Consider the following 16,479-nt stretch of genomic DNA (forward strand, 5'->3'; position numbering starts at 1 on the left):
CGCGTCAGCCCTCCTGCCCGGCGGCGCGCGCCACCAGTTTGGTGAAAGCGGTCACCACGTGCTCGCCCGCTTCGTCGTGCACCTCACCACGGATATCGAGAAAGTCGTTTCCCGCCATGGATTTGATCGCCTGGATGGTCGAGGTGACCGTCAGCCGGTCACCTGCGCGCACCGGCCGGGTGTAGACGAATTTCTGGTCGCCGTGCACCACCCGGCTGTAATCGAGACCCAGCTGCGGGTCTTCGACCACCTGTCCGGCGGCCCGGAAGGTGATGGAGAACACAAAGGTCGGCGGGGCGATCACATCGGGGTGACCGAGCGCCCTGGCGGCTTCGGCGTCGGTGTACGCCGGGGCCGGATCCCCGATCGCCTCGGCGAATTCGCGGATCTTCTCCCGGCCGACCTCGTAAGGAGCGGTGGCCGGGTAGCTCCGCCCGACAAAGGACTGGTCGAGCGCCATGGGCTCGCAACCTCCCTGAACTGGTCCCTGCAAAGAACCTGACCTTGACATACCGGCAGGCCGGCGCGGCGGGCGGGCACCGTGCCGCGCGCCGCCGTCATCGCACCACAAACGCCGCGAGGCCGCCCCCAAGGACTGGGGACGGCCTCGCGGACGAGCCTGGTGTTATCGCGTCTCGCGGTGCGCGGTGTGCGAGTTGCAGCGCGGGCAGTGCTTCTTCATCTCAAGACGGTCCGGGTCGTTACGCCGGTTCTTCTTGGTGATGTAGTTCCGCTCCTTGCACTCCACGCAGGCCAGCGTGATCTTCGGGCGGACGTCGGTGGCAGCCACGTGAGTGCTCCTTGACGGACGGATGGACGGATGAACGCATACAAGAGTAGCCGATCGGAGGACCGACCCCACAATCGGCTACTGTCAGTAGCGGTGACCGGACTTGAACCGGTGACACAGCGATTATGAGCCGCTTGCTCTACCGACTGAGCTACACCGCTGTGATGCGAGTGGACCCCGCCCGAGGACGGGATACCTCACACATCAGAGCCCCAATACGGAATCGAACCGTAGACCTTCTCCTTACCATGGAGACGCTCTGCCGACTGAGCTATTGGGGCGAGCGATGAAGACATTACACGGCCTGCCGCCAAAGGTGAAATCCGTATCCGGAGCACCGCCCCGGCCGTCCCTCGCACCACACCGGTACGACTATTTCGCGCCTCCCTGAAGCTCCCCTGGGCGCGCCCTAGGCTCGGAACACGCTGCGTGATCTTGCACGCCCGGTCCTTCGAGGAGCGCGATGTCCGACAGCAGTCAGCCGCAGCCGGGACCCGAGAAGGCCACGGGCAGCGACGCCGCGGCGGCCACCCTGGTGCTCTGCGACGCCCGGCTCGCCGACGGCCGCGTGGTGGACGTACGGCTCAGCGGCGGACGCATCGAGGCGGTCGGCACGGCGGGCAGCCTGGCCCCCCAGGGCTCCCGCGTCGACCTCGGCGGCTACCTGCTGCTCCCGGCCCCCGCCGAGCCGCACGCGCACTGCGACACCGCGCTGACCGCGGACGCCACCGGACCCGTCGCCGGCACGGTCGAAGACGTACAGCGCCGCACCACCGAGGCGGCCCTCCTGCAACTCGGCCACGGCGCGACGGCCCTGCGCTCCCACGTACGGATCGGCGACGTCCAGGGGCTGCGCTCGCTGGAGGCCGTCCTCCAGGCGGGCCGGTCGCTGCGCGGACTGGCCGACATGACCGCGGTCGCGGTGCCGCGGCTGCTCACCGGGGCGGCCGGCGCGGACGGGCTGGCGATGCTGCGGGACGCCCTCAAGATGGGCGCCACCGTCGTCGGCGGCTGCCCGGACCTCGACCCCGACCCCGCCGGATACGCCGAGGCCGTCCTGGAGCTGGCGAACGAGCACGGCTGCGCGGTGGACCTCCACACGGACGGCGACGACCCCGCGCGCCTCGCCCGGTTCGCGGCGATGGCGGGCGGCCTGCGGCCCGGTGTGGCCATCGGGCCGTGCGCGGGCCTGTCGGCGCTGCCGCCCGAGGCCGCGGCGCGCACCGCAGAGCAGCTCGCGGCGGCCGGCGTGACGGTCGTCTGCCTGCCACAGGGCGGCTGCGCGGCCCTGGAACGGCACGGAGCCGGGCTGCCGGGCCGTGGTGGTGCCGCGGGCGGCCGGGTGACCGGCTCCGCCCCCGTACGGCTGCTGCGCGCGGCCGGGGTGCGGGTGGCGTCCGGCAGCGGCGCCCTGCGCGACGCGGCGAACCCGGTGGGCCGCGGCGACCCCCTGGAGGCGGCGTACCTGCTGGCCTCCCTGGGCGAGGCCGCCCCCGAGGCCGCCTACGGGACGGTCAGCGCGGCCGCCCGCGCGACGCTGGGCCTCCCGGAGGTCCGCGTCGAGGCGGGCTTCCCCGCGGAGCTGCTGGCCGTACGCGGCGAGAGCCTGGCCGGTGTGCTGTCGCTCGCGTACAGCCGGATCGTGGTGCACCGGGGGCGCGTGGTGGCCCGGACCAGCGCGGTGCGCGAGTACTGCGACTCGGCGGCGGCGGTGGCACTGGAGCTGCCGCGGCAGTCGCAGCGCTGACCTGAGCGCCCCGGGCGAAAGACGCCGGAACGGGCCCCCACGCGCCCGGGATGCCGCACCGGGCGGCACGACAGGCGTACGGTCGGGATCATGCGCATTGTCATCGCAGGTGGACATGGTCAGATCGCGCTGCGGCTGGAACGGCTGCTCCACGGGCGCGGGGACGAGGTGGCGGGCATCATCCGCCGGCCCGAACAGGCCGGGGACCTGCTGGCCGCCGGGGCCGAACCGGTCGTCTGCGACCTGGAGACGGCCACGGTCGGCGACGTCGCCCGGCACCTCGAAGGGGCCGACGCGGCGGTCTTCGCGGCGGGCGCCGGCCCGGGCAGCGGCATCGATCGCAAGGAGTCGGTGGACCGCGGCGCCGCGTCCCTCTTCGCGGACGCGGCGGAGGCGGCCGGCGTACGGCGCTTCGTCGTCGTGTCGTCGATGGGCGCCGACAAGGAGCCACCCGAGGGCACCGACCCGGTCTTCGCCGCGTACCTGCGCGCCAAGGGCGCCGCGGACGCCGACGTACGTGCCCGGCCCGGCCTCGACTGGACGATCCTGCGCCCGGGCCGCCTGACGGACGATCCGGGCACCGGCCTGGTCCGGCTGGCCGAATCGACCGGCCGCGACGCGGTCACCCGGGACGACGTGGCGGCCGTACTCGCGGCCCTCCTGGCCGAGCCGGGCACGGCCGGCCGCACACTGGAGCTGATCGGCGGCGACACTCCGGTGGAGGACGCGGTACGCGCGGTCGCCGGCTGACCGCCGCACCCGCCCGGCGGCCTCCGCAGGGGGCACCGGGCGGGCCGCCGTACCAAGCGAAAAGGCCCTGATCCGTTCACACGGATCAGGGCCTTTTCGGACCTGTGGCGGCGCCAGGATTCGAACCTGGGAAGGCGAAGCCGGCAGATTTACAGTCTGCTCCCTTTGGCCGCTCGGGCACACCGCCAGGGTTTGCTGCCGGTGAGATCCGCCGCTGTGGCGTCGCTCCGTGGCAACGACGTAAACCATACCCGATGGCCGGGGGTGGTTCGCCACCCGGTTCTTCCCGGCTCGATCATGCGCGGGGTGACTAGGCTTGCGGGGCGGCCCGATACGGGCCGCGCCCCTGACGGATCTACGTACGAGGAGCCAACTCAAGATGGCCGACTCCAGTTTCGACATCGTCTCGAAGGTCGAGCGGCAGGAGGTCGACAACGCCCTCAACCAGGCCGCCAAGGAGATCTCGCAGCGCTACGACTTCAAGGGCGTGGGCGCGTCGATCGAGTGGTCGGGCGAGAAGATCGAGATGCGCGCCAACGCCGAGGAGCGGGTGAAGGCTGTCCTCGACATCTTCCAGTCCAAGCTGATCAAGCGCGGGATCTCGCTGAAGGCACTGGACACGGGCGAGCCGCAGGCCTCCGGCAAGGAGTACAAGATCTTCGCCTCCCTCCAGGAGGGCATCTCCCAGGAGAACGCGAAGAAGGTCGCCAAGATCATCCGCGACGAGGGCCCGAAGGGCGTCAAGGCGCAGGTGCAGGGCGACGAACTGCGCGTCACCTCGAAGAGCCGGGACGACCTCCAGGCGGTCCAGCAGCTGCTCAAGGGCAAGGACCTGGACTTCGCCCTGCAGTTCGTGAACTACCGGTAGAAGCGGTTTCCGGGCCGTGGGCCGGGGCTGTTCGGTGGGGCGGTACGCGGGTGCGTACCGCCCCACCAGTGTTTGTACGGGGGGCGGGACCGGGGCGTACGAAGTCGCGCAGTTCGGGGCTTGACCTTAAGTTTGGTTGAGGTCAGAGAGTGTCCATATGACTTCGGAAACGGAAAACCAGCAGGCCACGCCCGCCCACACCGCTGTCCCCGGCGGTTTCCAGGACCCGGCGCACTTCCTGGTGGACAGGCTGCCCGAGGTACGGCGGAACGGTGTCGGGCCCGTACTGATCAGTGAGTGGGACGCCGGGGACCCCGAGCAGCAGCAGGCGATGATCGAGGGAGCCGCGCGGGCGCTGGAAGCGGCGCCGCTGCCGGACGGGCTGGTGTCGCAGGTCTACCTGGCCGGGACGGACGGCCGTACCGTGCTCGGCTTCGGACAGTGGGAGGAGAGGGCCGCCGGCGCACCCCTGCGCGCCGGCGGGGAGGGCGGGACGCGGCGCTACCGCTACTACGGCAGCCTGCTTCCGCAGGGCGAGCCGCCGGAGCCGGGGTGCATCGTGACCGTCCGCTTCGACACGACGGGGCACGAGGCCGCCCGGCAGCTGGTCGACGGCCTGCTGGACATGATGAACGGCCTGCAGCCGGACGCCGCCGACGGCTCCCGGACGCCGTCCGGCGGGATCTCCTCCAACTTCCACATCAGCGAGGACGGCACCCGGGTCTTCAACTACAGCGAATGGACGGACGAGGCCGCACACCAGCGCATGGTCGAGACATCGCTCCAGCGGGACGGGGCGGTGATGCGGTTCATCGAGAGCGTCCCGGGCGTCACGCCGCTCGGTTTCCGGCGGTACGTGGCGCCGCGGGGGCTCGTACGACGGTGAGGGCGGGGATCGGCGCCACCCACCGGGGACAGGCGGTGTGTTACGCCTCCGCCACGGCCTCCAGCGGGCTCAGGGCAGCGGCGCGGCGGGCCGGGACGGTGGCGGCCAGCGCGCCGATCGCGAGGGAGAGCAGGCACACGAGGAGCAGCGTCCCCCAGGGCAGCGCCAGGGCGTACTGCGGCATCGCGCCGCCGGCCAGCGAGCCGACCGACCAGGCGCCGAACAGGCCGCCCGCCAGGCCGAGGAGCGTGCCGAACACGGCGACGGTCACCGCCTCCAGGCGGATCATCCGCCGGATGCCGGAGCGTTCCATGCCGACGGCCCGCAGGGCGCCGATCTCCCGGGTGCGTTCGGCGACCGACATGGCCAGGGTGTTCATGATGCCGAGCGCGCCGATGACGATGCCGATGGCGAGCATCCCGTACATCAGGGTCAGCAGGCTGCCCATGGTGCCGGCGGCCTCGTGCACGAACTGCTCCCGGTCCTGCACCTTCAGCAGCGGGCTGTTGCCCACGGCGGTGCGCAGCCGGTCCTCGGTGGTCTTCGAGACCGCGCCGCCGTCGGTGCGGACGAGGATGCGCTGGACGGAGCCGGGCAGGTGGCTGTTCTTCGCCACCTCGGTACGGGCGCCGAGCGCGTCGTGGGCGACGGGGTTGTCCTTGTAGACGCCCACGACGGTGTACTTCGTGAACTCCTGGTTCCGGCCGATGCGGGTGGTGAGGAGGTCGCCCGTGGTCACGACGTTCTTCCGGGCGAGGGTGCTGGAGACGGCGATCCGGCCCGGCCCGAGGTCCTTGGCGGAGCCGCTGACGAAGTCGAGCTTCATGACGTCGTTCACGGTGTGCGGGTCGACACCGGAGATCTGGCGGACGCCGCCGCCGGTGAACAGGGTGGAGTCCGTGACGGCGCCGGCGGTGCGCACCCCGGCGGTGTCGGCCACCCGCCGTACGGCGGCCGGGTCGATGCCGGTGGTGGAGGTGCGGGAGCTGATCACGTAGTCGGCGCCGAGGCCGGCCGTGGCCTGGCGGTCGAGGGCCTGCCCGGTGGAGTTGCCGATGACGGCGAGGCCGGCGACCAGTGCGGTGCTGATCAGCAGGGTGGCGGCGGTGGCGGCGGTGCGCCTGGGGTCGCGGAGCGCGTTCCGCTGTGCGAGATGGCCGGTGATGCCGAAGCGGCCGGCCAGCCGGCCGGCCAGCCGGATCACCGGGGAGGCGAGGAGCGGCGCGAGGACGATCAGGGCGGCGATGAGGGCGGCGCAGCCGAACATCGCGTTCTGCAGGTTCTTCTCCGAGGCGTCCTTCGCCCCCGAGAGTGACACCAGCACACCGGCGCCGACGACGAGGAGAGCGAGGCCCACCCCGCCGCGGATCCGGGACCGCTTGGCGGAGGGCGGTTGTTCCGTCGTACGCATCGCCTCGACGGGCGCGACCTTCGCGGCCCTGCGGGACGGCAGCCACGCGGCGAGCACGGTGACGCCCACGCCCACGCCGAGCGCCGCCGCGACCGAGCGCGGGCCGATCACCAGAGGGCCTTGGGGCAGCGTGTTCCCGTCGGTGCTCAGGATGCCGGGCAGCACCGAGGCGATGCCGAGGCCGAGTACGAAGCCGGCCGCCGACGCGACGAGGCCGACCAGGAGGGCCTCCAGGAGCACGGAGCGGGACACCTGGCGGCGCGTGGCGCCGATCGCCCGCAGCAGCGCGATCTCACGGGTGCGCCGCGACACGAGCATGGTGAACGTGTTGATGATGAGGAAGGAGCCGATGAACAGCGAGACTCCGGCGAAGACCAGCGGCAGCTTCTCGTAACCCCGGGTCAGGGTGTCGACGAGGATGGCCTGCTGGGCGGCCTGGCCGGCGCCGGTGGTGGCCTCGGCCCGGTCGGCCGGGAGCACGTCGGTGACCCGGCGGGAGAGCTCGGACTGGTCGGTGCCGGGGGTGGCGGCCAGATCGATCCCGGTGTAGTGGCCCGGGGACGAGAACAGCTTCTGGGCGGTCGCCTTGTCGAACAGGGCGAGGGTGCCGCCGGCGGTCACCCGGGTGTCCTCGGTGGTGACGATGCCGACGAGCCGCTTGGTCATGACGGGTCCGTCGGTGGCCAGCGTGATCGTGTCGCCGAGGCGGTAGTGGCCGGCGGTGGCGGTGCCGCTGTCCACGGCGAGTTCACCGCTGTTCGCCGGGGCGCGGCCCTCGGCCAGCGGGTAGCGGCTGTCCTTGCCGTCCTTGCCCGGTACGTAGCCGCCGGCCTGGTTCGCCCCCGGCTTGACCCGCAGCGGGGTGCCGTCCGCCGCGTTCAGGGCGGCCGAGCCGTCGGCCGAAGGGCGCACGGCGGCAACACCGGGTACGTCGGCCAGTTTCCGTACGAGCGCGTCGTCGAGCGCGCTGCTCTTCTGGTTCGCGGCGGCCCCCGGCGGGGGTTCCTTCGCGGTCACGGAGACCGCGATGTCGGCGAAGTTCTTCGACGCGGCGGCGCGGTGGGCCTCGGCGGTGGAGTCCGCGAAGACGAGGGTGCCGCTGACGAACGCGACACCCAGGCAGACGGCAAGGAGCGTCATGACCTGGCGGGCCTTGTGCGCCAGGAGGTTGCGCAGGGCAGTTTTGAGCATGTGGGCTTCCTGAGACGTGGGCTCGGTGGAGGCGGTGGGCTGGTCCGGTCCTGGGCGGGGTGGCTCAGCGGGTGTACGAGCGGGTGTCGAGGCTCTTCATCAGTTCCAGGACCCGGCCCGGGGTGGGGTGGGCCATCTCGTCCACCAGGCGGCCGTCGGAGAGGAAGACCACGCGGTCGGCGTAGCCGGCGGCGACCGGGTCGTGGGTGACCATGACCACGGTCTGGCCCAGCTCGCGCACCGAGTCGCGCAGGAAGCCGAGGACTTCGGCACCGGCGCGGGAGTCGAGGTTGCCGGTGGGCTCGTCACCGAAGATGATCGCGGGCCGCGAGGCCAGGGCGCGGGCGACCGCGACGCGCTGCTGCTGACCGCCGGACAGCTGCGCGGGCCGGTGGCCGAGGCGCTCGGAGAGGCCGACCATGGCGACCACGCGCTCCAGCCACTGCTGGTCGGGGCGGCGTCCGGCGATGTCCATCGGCAGCGTGACGTTCTCCAGCGCGGTCAGCGTCGGCAGCAGGTTGAACGCCTGGAAGATGAAGCCGATCCGGTCGCGGCGCAGCGCGGTGAGCTGCCGGTCGCCCAGCGTGCTCAGTTCGGTGGTGCCGACGCGCACGGAGCCGGAGCTGGGCGAGTCGAGCCCGGCGGCACAGTGCATCAGTGTGGACTTGCCGCAGCCGGAAGGGCCCATGATCGCGGTGAACTCGCCCTCCCGGAAGTCGATGCTGACATGCTCCAGGGCCACGACACGGGTGTCGCCGCTGCCGTAGACCTTCGACAGGTCGAAGGTCGCGGCTGCGATCCCGGGCGCCACGTGCTGCGCGCGCGGGGCGGAGGGGGCGACGGACATGGGGGCTCCTCTTCGGGTGCGGAACGGTGCACGTCGAAGGGTGTCCGCGGAACGTATCGGGACCTGAGCCACTGTGTATCGGCGACCGCGCCGCTTCGTAGCAGTTCTGTAGGGGTGGGCGTCGGCCGGGGCAGGGCATGGCAGGGCCCCTCGGCGCGTCTGGGCGGGCATCACCACAGTTGCTGCCGAGGGGTCCTGGTCCTGGCCCGTCGGAGTGCTTCTCCCCTTCCGTCCCCGGCCGCCGAGCGATCAGGTCATGCACAGGCTTCTACGGGCGCTTCGCCTTCCCCCCGACGGACCGGGCCAGCAGACCGACGGTCAGGAGCGTCACGCCGAAGCAGAACGCGATCAGTCCGACCAGGGCGGCACGCTGCCCCACCTCACCCGCCATCTGGTCCCGGGTGGCGGCACCGATGAACAGCAGCACGGACGTGATGACGGCGAGTGCGCCGACGACCCACACGCTCATGAACATGCCGGTCCGCGCGCGGGAGGGCGCGCCGCTCGGGCGCGGCTGGGCAGGGGTTGCGTTGTGGGACGTGTTCACGGCTGTCTCCTCGGGATTCGTGTGGACCGCTCCGGTCATGGACAGAGATGACCGGTCTGCCACAGGGACTCTTCTTCAGGTGCGAAAAGGCACATTCCGAAGAATGCCGAGGGAACGTATCGGGGCCTGAGCCGCCGTGTATCGGCGACCGCGCCGCTTCGTAGCGGTTCTGTAGGGGTGGCGCAGGGCGGTCAGGCCGGCAGCCGCAGGGTGGCGACGGCGCCGCCGTCCGCGGCGTTTTCCAGCTGCAGCTCGGCGCCGAGGAGCCGGGCCTGGCCCAGGGCGATGGTCAGGCCCAGGCCGTGGCCCGTACCGCGCTCCGTCGCACCGGTCCGGAACCGGCGGGGACCGTGGAGCAGCACATCTGCCGGGAAGCCGGGACCGTGGTCGCGCACGACGACCGTACGGCCCTCGACGGTGACCTCCACCGGGGGCTCTCCGTGCCGGTGGGCGTTGACGACGAGGTTGCCGACGATGCGCTCCAGGCGGCGCGGGTCGGTCTCCACGGCCCGGGCGGCGTCCGCCTCGACGACGGTGACCTCGGCAGGCAGGCCGGTACGTGCCACGGCCTCGGAGACGACGGCGCCGAGCGGCACCCGGGCGCGGACCGGCTGCTCGGCCCCGGCGTCCAGCCGGGAGATCTCCAGCAGGTCCTCGACCAGGCCGCGCAGATCCCGTACCCGGGCCCGCAGCAGGTCCTCCGTCTCACCGGCCGGCAGCAGGTCGGCGGCGGCCAGCAGACCGCCGACGGGGGTGCGCAGCTCATGGGCCACGTCCGCGGTGAACTGCCGCTCGGCGCGGAGCAGCTGGCCGAGATGGTCGGCCATCCGGTCGACGGTGGCGGCGATCTCGGCCACCTCGTCGCGGCCCTTGGTGGCCCCGGTGCGGGCGTCCAGGTCCCCGGCGGAGATCCGGCCCGCGGTCTCGGAGACCTGCCGCAGCCTGCGGGCGATCACCCCGGCCCCGTAGACCACCAGCGGTACGGCCGCCGCGAGCGCGACCAGCGAGGCCACCACCATGGTCACGTCGAGTTGACGTAGATTGTGCAGCTCCGTACCCATTTGGTAGTCAACGGCCAGCACCGGGCTGCCCGGACCGCCGGTCCGTTGGGCGGCCCAGAAGACCGGGATCTCGTAAGCCGTGTGCTGCCTGCTGTCAGCGGGGTGGCGCAGGGCCGCGGGCAGGTCGGCCGGGTCGAGCCCGGCGCCCTCGACCACCGCTCCGGTACGCCGGTAGACGTCCATGGCCGAGTCCAGGGCGTTCTGGGCCTGCGCTTCGGCCCGCGAGCGGATGTCCTGCGCGGTCCACAGGTGCACCAGCACCCCCACCACCGCCACGACCAGGAACGCCGTGGCCGCGGCCAGCGCGGCGATCTTCCAGCGCAAGGACGAGAAGTCCGGCCGCAGCCGGCGGAACGCACGCACCGGTCTCAGCGCCTGAGCTTGTAGCCGAAGCCGCGGACCGTCTCGATCCGGTCCCGGCCCAGCTTCCGGCGCAGCCGCTGCACACACAGGTCCACCACCCGGCTGTCACCGTCCCAGCCGTACTCCCAGACATTGCGCAGCAGCGTGTGCCGCTCCAGCACGACGCCCGGGTGAGCGGCGAACTCCAGCAGCAGCTTCAGCTCGGTCGGGGTCAGCGCCGCCGGGCTCCCGGAGACGAACACCTCCATGCCGCCGGTGTCGATCGTCAGGTCCCCGAAGACCAGCACATCCCCCTCGGAGGACGCCGGCCTTTCGCCCGCGGCCCGCCCGGGTCCCGGGGCGGGTGCGTAGGACGCCCGCCGCAGCAGTGAGCGGATGCGCGCCACCAGCACGTACGTGTCCACGGGCTTGACCACGTAATCGTCCGCCCCGGCCTCCAGACCGGCGACGACATCGAGCCCGTCGCCGCGCGCGGACATCATCAGCACCGGCACCAGGCTGGTCTCCCGGACTCGGCGGCACAGGCCGATCCCGTCCAGACCGGGCAGCATCACGTCCAGGATCAGCAGGTCGAAGCTCTCGTCGCGGAAGAGCTCAAGGCCCGTGAGACCGTCGGCCGCGGCCTTCACCTCGTAGCCGTAGCGCTCCAGGGCGACGGTGAAGGACCGCCGCATCAGGGCGTCGTCCTCCACCAGCAGCACGCGGACAGGTCGCGGAGAGGCCCCGGCCGGGGCGGGCGAGGACACGAGCGGCTAACTCCTGTTCGGACGATTCAGGTGAGGCGTCAGTCCGGTGGGTACGCACGCGCAGCCGGTGTACGCGTGTCCGGCCGACGAGCTGAGAGAAACGATAGGGCAGACGCCGGACGCGGCAGCCTCGTCGCACGACGGACACGCATTGCGTCCCCACCGCAGCCTTGCTCTGTCGAACATCCAGGTCAGGCTGGGGGACACCGCTCCGCGGGCCGCCGGGTCCACAGCACTCCGGCGGCCCGCGGGCCCCCTTCCCGGTCCGGCGCGCCGCCCCGCTGTCCGGCTCCGGGATGGGTGCCCGAAGCGCCCGTCCTTCTTGCTCAGCGGGACGCGAAGGGCTGGTCCGTGGGGACGATCTCACGGCCGAGCGGCAGGAGCGAGATCGGCACCATCTTGAAGTTGGCGATGCCGAACGGGATGCCGATGATCGTCACGCACAGCAGGAGCCCGGTGACGATGTGGCCCAGCGCCAGCCACCAGCCCGCGAAGATGACCCAGATGACGTTGCCGATGACCGAGCCCGCGCCCGCGTCGCGCCGCTCCACCGTCGTACGGCCGAACGGCCACAGCGCGTAGCCCGCGATCCGGAACGACGCGATGCCGAAGGGGATCGTGATGATCAGGATGCAGCAGATGATGCCCGCGATGACGTAGCCGATGGCCATCCACAAGCCGCTCAGGATCAGCCAGATGACGTTGAGGATGAGCTTCATGGTCGGCAGCCTTCCGTGCACCGAAGTGCGGTGGTGGTGTCTTTCCTCCAGGTAGACGCAGCGACGGTCGGAAACAGTTGCGGCCGGGACCCGGCTTCAGGAGTGGCGGCCCGCCATCTGTTCGAGGCGGGCGATACGTTCGCGCATCGGCGGGTGGGTCGAGAAGAGCTTGGTCAGGCCGTCGCCGGGCCGGAACGGGTTGGCGATCATCATGTGGCTGGCCGTCTCCAGCCGCGGTTCGGCCGGCAGCGGAAGCTGCTGGGTGCCCGCCTCCAGCTTGCGCAGCGCGGAGGCCAGGGCGAGCGGGTCACCGGTGAGCTGGGCACCGGAGGTGTCGGCCTGGTACTCGCGGGAGCGGCTGACGGCCAGTTGGATGAGGGAGGCCGCCACCGGCCCGAGGATCATTATCAGGAGCATCCCCAGGATGCCGGGGCCCTCGTCGTCGTCGGAGCGGCCTATGGGAATCAGCCAGGCGAAGTTGACCAGGAACATCACGACCGAGGCCAGCGCTCCGGCCACGGACGAGATGAGGATGTCGCGGTTGTAGACATGGCTGAGTTCATGGCCGATGACGCCGCGCAGTTCGCGTTCGTCCAGGAGGTGCAGGATGCCTTCCGTGCAGCAGACGGCGGCGTTGCGCGGATTGCGGCCGGTGGCGAAGGCGTTGGGGGCCTGCGTCGGTGAGATGTACAGCCGGGGCATGGGCTGGCGCGCGGCCGTGGAGAGCTCGCGGACCATGCGGTACAGCTGCGGGGCCTGGAACTCGCTGACCGGGCGGGCGCGCATCGCCCGCAGCGCGAGCTTGTCGCTGTTCCAGTACGCGTAGGCGTTGGTTCCCAGGGCCACGAGGACCGCGATGATCAGGCCCGTACGGCCGAAAAGACCACCGATGACGATGATGAGTGCCGACAGTCCCCCGAGGAGTACGGCGGTCTTGAGCCCGTTGTGCCTGCGGTGCACGGTACGCCCTCCAGGTGGTGCGGCAGGGGAACCCTTTGCTGACGTTTCCTCCACTTTTCAGTGGACCCTTTCTGTCTGGTCAACGCCAGATGAGGGGTGCTAGTTCCCTTGTGCATCCGAGGACGGCGTACGGCCGTACGAGTGAGCCCGCGCGTGGGTGCTCTCCGTGCGCCCCTGCGGGGGACCGCGGGAAGGGCGCATTCCGGCCAGAAGGCGGCCGTGGACCCGTGTTGGAGTGGCCGGAGATCGCGGCGGGGGGACCGGAAAGTGGCCGGTGAGCGGCCGGGCCGTTCGCGGGCAGCGATCAGGAAGCGGGCGGGGTGCGCCTGCGCGGCGCGCTCAGAGGAGCGCGCCGGAGGCGAACCGGAGCACCAGCTGCGGCGCTCCGGAGAGGACGATGCCCAGGACGGCGGCGAGGGCGATGGCGACGGCCAGCGGAGCCGGGACCTTCGCCTTGGGGAGCCCGGCGGTGCTGACCGTGTCGGGAGCCTGCGTACGGGCCCCTTCGGGACCTTCGTCGCCCGCCCCGGCGCCGGCTCCGACCCGAGCCCCGGTCTTCACTCGCGTCTCGGCAGCGACCTCCGCCTCGGCCGTCTCCCCCGCCGTACGGAAGAGCACCGCCGTCCACTGGAGGTAGTAGTACAGCGCGATCACCACGTTGACGGCCATGACCACCGCGAGCCAGGCCAGGCCCGCGTCGACGGCCGCCGAGAAGACCGTGACCTTGGCGAACAGGCCGATGATGCCGGGCGGCAGGCCCGCGAGGCAGAGCAGGAAGAAGCCGAGGGCGAGCGCGGCGAGCGGGCGGCGCGCGGAGAGGCCGCGGTAGTCGCTGATGCGGTTGGCGGGGCTCGTACGGGCCACCAGGGCGGCGACCCCGAAGGCGCCGAGGTTCACGGCCGCGTACATCAGGGCGTACGCGACGGTCGAGCCGATGGCGTGCGCCGCGCCGCCGGCGTACCCGGCGGCGGCGATCGGCACCAGGAGGTAACCGGCCTGGCCCACCGAGGACCAGGCGAGCAGGCGTACCGCGCTCTGCGCGCGATCCGGGGCCTGGCGCAATGCGGCGACGTTGCCGACCGTCATGGTCAGGGCGGCCAGGACGGCGATGGCCGGTCCCCAGACGTCCGCGTACGAGGGGAAGCCCTCGACCGTGACCAGGATGAGGCCCGAGAAACCGACCGCCTTTCCGATGACGGAGAGGTACGCGGCGATCGGCAGCGGCGCGCCCACGTAGGTGTCGGGCACCCAGAAGTGGAACGGTACGGCTGCCGTCTTGAAGGCGAAACCGACGAGGGTCAGGGCGACGCCCGTGGTGGCCAGGGTGGCCAGTTGGGGGTCGGGCAGTTCCGTGAGGGCGGTGGCGACGCGGGCCAGGTGCAGGCTGCCGGTCGCCGCGTAGACGAAGCTGACGCCCAGCAGCATGACCGCGGTGGCCGCCACCGAGGACAGGAAGAACTTCAGGGCCGCCTCCGAGGAGAGACGGTTCGCGCGCCGCAGTCCCACGAGGGCGAAGGCCGGCAGCGAGGCCACTTCGAGGGCGATGACGAGGGTCGCCAGGTCCCGGGAGGCGGGCAGCAGGGCCGCGCCCGCCGCGGAGGACAGCAGCAGGAACCAGAACTCGCCCGCGGGCAGCCGGTGGTCCTCGATGGCCGTGACGGACAGCAGTGCGGTGAGCAGCGCGCCGGCCAGCACCAGGAACTGGATGACGACGGCGAAGTGGTCGGCGGCGTAGCTGCAGACGCCGGGGTCCGTGGTCAGGCAGAAGGTACGGCGGTCCCCCGCCACGAGGGGGAGGAGGGAGAGCGCGGCCAGGGCGAGTCCGCCGATCGCGCACCAGCCGAGGAGCGGCTTGCGGTCCTGGGGGACGAAGAGGTCGGCGACCAGGACGGCCAGGGCGACGACGGCGGTGATGGTGGGCGGTGCGACGGCGACCCAGTCGACGGACTGGACCAGGGAGGTCACGGAACTCATCACTTACCGCCTCCGAGGATCTGCTGGACGGCCGGGTCGGTGAGGCCGAGGAGGGCCGCGGGCCACAGGCCGGCGAGGACGGTGAGGGCGGCGAGGGGGGACCAGGCCGCGTATTCGTAGCGGGCCAGGTCGGGGATGACGGGGGCGGTGCGGGTGGCGCCGGGCTCCTCGGGGCCCGCGGTCCCGAGGGCTTCGGCCCCGCTGTCTTCCGCCGTCTCCTTGCCCCCCATGCACACCCGCCGTACGACGATCAGCAGGTACGCGGCGGTGAGGAGCGTGCCGAGGCCGGCCAGCGCCATGAAGGTGAGGAACGCGGGGCGGCTGAGGCCGGCGGCGGGCTCGAACGCGCCGAACATGGCGAGCATCTCGCCCCAGAACCCGGCGAGTCCGGGCAGGCCGAGGGAGGCGATGGCGCCGAACGCCAGCAGGCCGCCGAAGCGCGGCGCGCGCCCGTACAGGGCGGCTCCGGTGCGTCCCGCGAGCTGGTCGAGGTCGGTGGTGCCATACCGGTCCTTCAGGGCGCCGACCAGGAAGAAGAGGAGGCCGGTGATCAGGCCGTGCGCGATGTTGGCGAACAGCGCGCCATTGACGCCGGTCGGTGTCATGGTCGCGATGCCGAGCAGTACGAAGCCCATGTGGCCGACCGAGCTGTACGCGATCAGGCGCTTGAGGTCGCCCTTGGCACCGCGCCGGGCGAGCGCCAGGCAGGCGAGCGAGCCGTAGACGATGCCGACGGCGGCGAAGGCGGCGAGGTACGGGGCGAAGGTGTGCATGCCGTCCGGCGCGATGGGCAGCGCGATGCGGACGAATCCGTACGTACCCATTTTCAGCAGTACGCCGGCCAGCAGCACCGAGCCGACGGTCGGGGCGGCGGTGTGGGCGTCGGGCAGCCAGCTGTGCAGGGGCCACATCGGTGCCTTGACGGCCAGTCCGATGCCGATCGCGAGCACTGCCAGCAGCTGGACGGTGTGGCTGAGCTGGGAGTTCGGGCCGTTGTCAGTGGCGAGTGCCACCATGTCGAACGTGCCGGACTTCAGGCCGATGAGGAGGAGGCCCAGCAGCATCACGACCGAGCCGAGGAGGGTGTAGAGGATGAACTTCCACGCCGCGTAGGCCCTTTGGGCACCGCCCCAGCGGGCGATCAGGAAGTACATCGGGATGAGGACCATCTCGAAGGCGAGGAAGAACAGCACGAGGTCCAGGACGGCGAAGGTGGCGAGGGTGCCGGCCTCCAGGACCAGGAGCAGGGCCACGAATGCCTTGGGGGACGGGCCCGCGGGCAGGTGGAAGTAGCTGTAGAGCGCGCAGAGGAAGGTCAGCAGCGCGGTCAGGACGAGGAGGGGGAGCGAGATGCCGTCGATGCCGAGATGGATCCGGATGCCGAGCGCCTGGATCCAGCTGATGTCGGTGGTGGCCTGCATCCGGGCCGGGTGGTCGTGGTCGAATCCGACGGCCAGCGCGACGGCCGCGGCCAGCACGACACCGGTGACGGTCACGCCGTGGCGCAGTACGGCCTGGTCGGGGTCGCGGCCCCGGAGGCCGGGCGGGGCGGGGAGCAGGGCGGCGACCGCGCCCAGCAGGGGGAGGACGACGACGGCCGCGAGGAGAAGCTGCATAGC

The 16,479-nt window shown here is 71.8% G+C and carries 15 protein-coding genes and 3 tRNA genes; 4 read left to right on the plus strand and 14 right to left on the minus strand.

What is annotated here, in order from left to right:
* Window positions 1-4 precede the first annotated feature (4 nt).
* The 4 genes from ACZ53K_RS07060 to ACZ53K_RS07075 all read right to left on the minus strand — a co-directional run bounded on the left by ACZ53K_RS07060 (window position 5) and on the right by ACZ53K_RS07075 (window position 1,071).
* Window positions 5-460, minus strand: a complete 456-nt coding sequence (locus ACZ53K_RS07060; RefSeq protein ID WP_468832643.1) for an FAS1-like dehydratase domain-containing protein — start codon at window positions 458-460, stop codon at window positions 5-7.
* Window positions 461-625: 165 nt separating this feature from the next.
* Complete coding sequence (gene rpmG, locus ACZ53K_RS07065) at window positions 626-790, minus strand: 50S ribosomal protein L33 (protein WP_006604855.1); 165 nt, start codon at window positions 788-790, stop codon at window positions 626-628.
* Between the two features lie 88 nt (window positions 791-878).
* Window positions 879-951: transfer RNA gene (locus ACZ53K_RS07070), tRNA-Met, on the minus strand.
* Window positions 952-998: 47 nt separating this feature from the next.
* Window positions 999-1,071 (minus strand) — tRNA-Thr (locus ACZ53K_RS07075).
* A gap of 182 nt (window positions 1,072-1,253) precedes the next feature.
* On the opposite strand from ACZ53K_RS07075, the gene ACZ53K_RS07080 reads away from it, so the two are divergent.
* Together ACZ53K_RS07080 and ACZ53K_RS07085 are read left to right on the plus strand one after the other, a co-directional pair.
* A complete protein-coding gene (locus tag ACZ53K_RS07080) occupies window positions 1,254-2,537 on the plus strand; it encodes an amidohydrolase family protein (RefSeq protein ID WP_468832645.1) in 1,284 nt (427 codons plus the stop codon).
* Between the two features lie 90 nt (window positions 2,538-2,627).
* Entirely contained in the window at window positions 2,628-3,287 is a 660-nt protein-coding gene (locus tag ACZ53K_RS07085; RefSeq protein ID WP_468832646.1) for an NAD(P)H-binding protein, read from the plus strand.
* Between the two features lie 105 nt (window positions 3,288-3,392).
* Here ACZ53K_RS07085 and ACZ53K_RS07090 read toward each other — a convergent pair.
* A tRNA-Tyr gene (locus ACZ53K_RS07090) sits at window positions 3,393-3,474 on the minus strand.
* 192 nt (window positions 3,475-3,666) lie between these two features.
* On the opposite strand from ACZ53K_RS07090, the gene ACZ53K_RS07095 reads away from it, so the two are divergent.
* Both ACZ53K_RS07095 and ACZ53K_RS07100 read left to right on the plus strand, forming a co-directional pair.
* On the plus strand, window positions 3,667-4,155 hold the full coding sequence (locus tag ACZ53K_RS07095; protein ID WP_385235514.1) for a YajQ family cyclic di-GMP-binding protein: 489 nt from the start codon (window positions 3,667-3,669) through the stop codon (window positions 4,153-4,155).
* Window positions 4,156-4,312: 157 nt separating this feature from the next.
* Entirely contained in the window at window positions 4,313-5,041 is a 729-nt protein-coding gene (locus tag ACZ53K_RS07100) for a hypothetical protein (RefSeq protein ID WP_468832648.1), read from the plus strand.
* A gap of 40 nt (window positions 5,042-5,081) precedes the next feature.
* On the opposite strand, the gene ACZ53K_RS07105 is transcribed toward ACZ53K_RS07100, so the two are convergent.
* From ACZ53K_RS07105 to ACZ53K_RS07145, 9 genes are all read right to left on the minus strand, one after another.
* Window positions 5,082-7,643, minus strand: a complete 2,562-nt coding sequence (locus ACZ53K_RS07105; protein ID WP_468832649.1) for an ABC transporter permease — start codon at window positions 7,641-7,643, stop codon at window positions 5,082-5,084.
* A 64-nt stretch (window positions 7,644-7,707) separates the two neighbouring features.
* Complete coding sequence (locus ACZ53K_RS07110; RefSeq protein ID WP_468832650.1) at window positions 7,708-8,490, minus strand: ABC transporter ATP-binding protein; 783 nt, start codon at window positions 8,488-8,490, stop codon at window positions 7,708-7,710.
* Between the two features lie 268 nt (window positions 8,491-8,758).
* Window positions 8,759-9,037: a hypothetical protein gene (locus tag ACZ53K_RS07115; protein ID WP_468832652.1), complete on the minus strand. Its 279-nt coding sequence runs from the start codon at window positions 9,035-9,037 to the stop codon at window positions 8,759-8,761.
* 191 nt (window positions 9,038-9,228) lie between these two features.
* Window positions 9,229-10,461, minus strand: coding sequence for a sensor histidine kinase (locus ACZ53K_RS07120; protein ID WP_468832653.1), 1,233 nt, complete (start codon window positions 10,459-10,461; stop codon window positions 9,229-9,231).
* 5 nt (window positions 10,462-10,466) lie between these two features.
* Window positions 10,467-11,207: a two-component system response regulator CseB gene (gene cseB, locus ACZ53K_RS07125; protein ID WP_468832654.1), complete on the minus strand. Its 741-nt coding sequence runs from the start codon at window positions 11,205-11,207 to the stop codon at window positions 10,467-10,469.
* A gap of 326 nt (window positions 11,208-11,533) precedes the next feature.
* Window positions 11,534-11,926, minus strand: a complete 393-nt coding sequence (locus tag ACZ53K_RS07130; protein ID WP_468832656.1) for a YccF domain-containing protein — start codon at window positions 11,924-11,926, stop codon at window positions 11,534-11,536.
* A 96-nt stretch (window positions 11,927-12,022) separates the two neighbouring features.
* The gene (gene htpX, locus ACZ53K_RS07135) at window positions 12,023-12,886 is read right to left on the minus strand and encodes a zinc metalloprotease HtpX (protein ID WP_468832657.1); all 864 of its coding nucleotides are present in this window, start codon (window positions 12,884-12,886) and stop codon (window positions 12,023-12,025) included.
* 339 nt (window positions 12,887-13,225) lie between these two features.
* A complete protein-coding gene (locus tag ACZ53K_RS07140; RefSeq protein ID WP_468832659.1) occupies window positions 13,226-14,860 on the minus strand; it encodes an NADH-quinone oxidoreductase subunit N in 1,635 nt (544 codons plus the stop codon).
* A complete protein-coding gene (locus ACZ53K_RS07145) occupies window positions 14,860-16,476 on the minus strand; it encodes a complex I subunit 4 family protein (protein WP_468832804.1) in 1,617 nt (538 codons plus the stop codon). The genes ACZ53K_RS07140 and ACZ53K_RS07145 overlap by 1 nt, the downstream gene beginning before the upstream one ends.
* Window positions 16,477-16,479 lie beyond the last annotated feature (3 nt).

This window comes from Streptomyces sp. NPDC033221 (genome assembly GCF_055577005.1).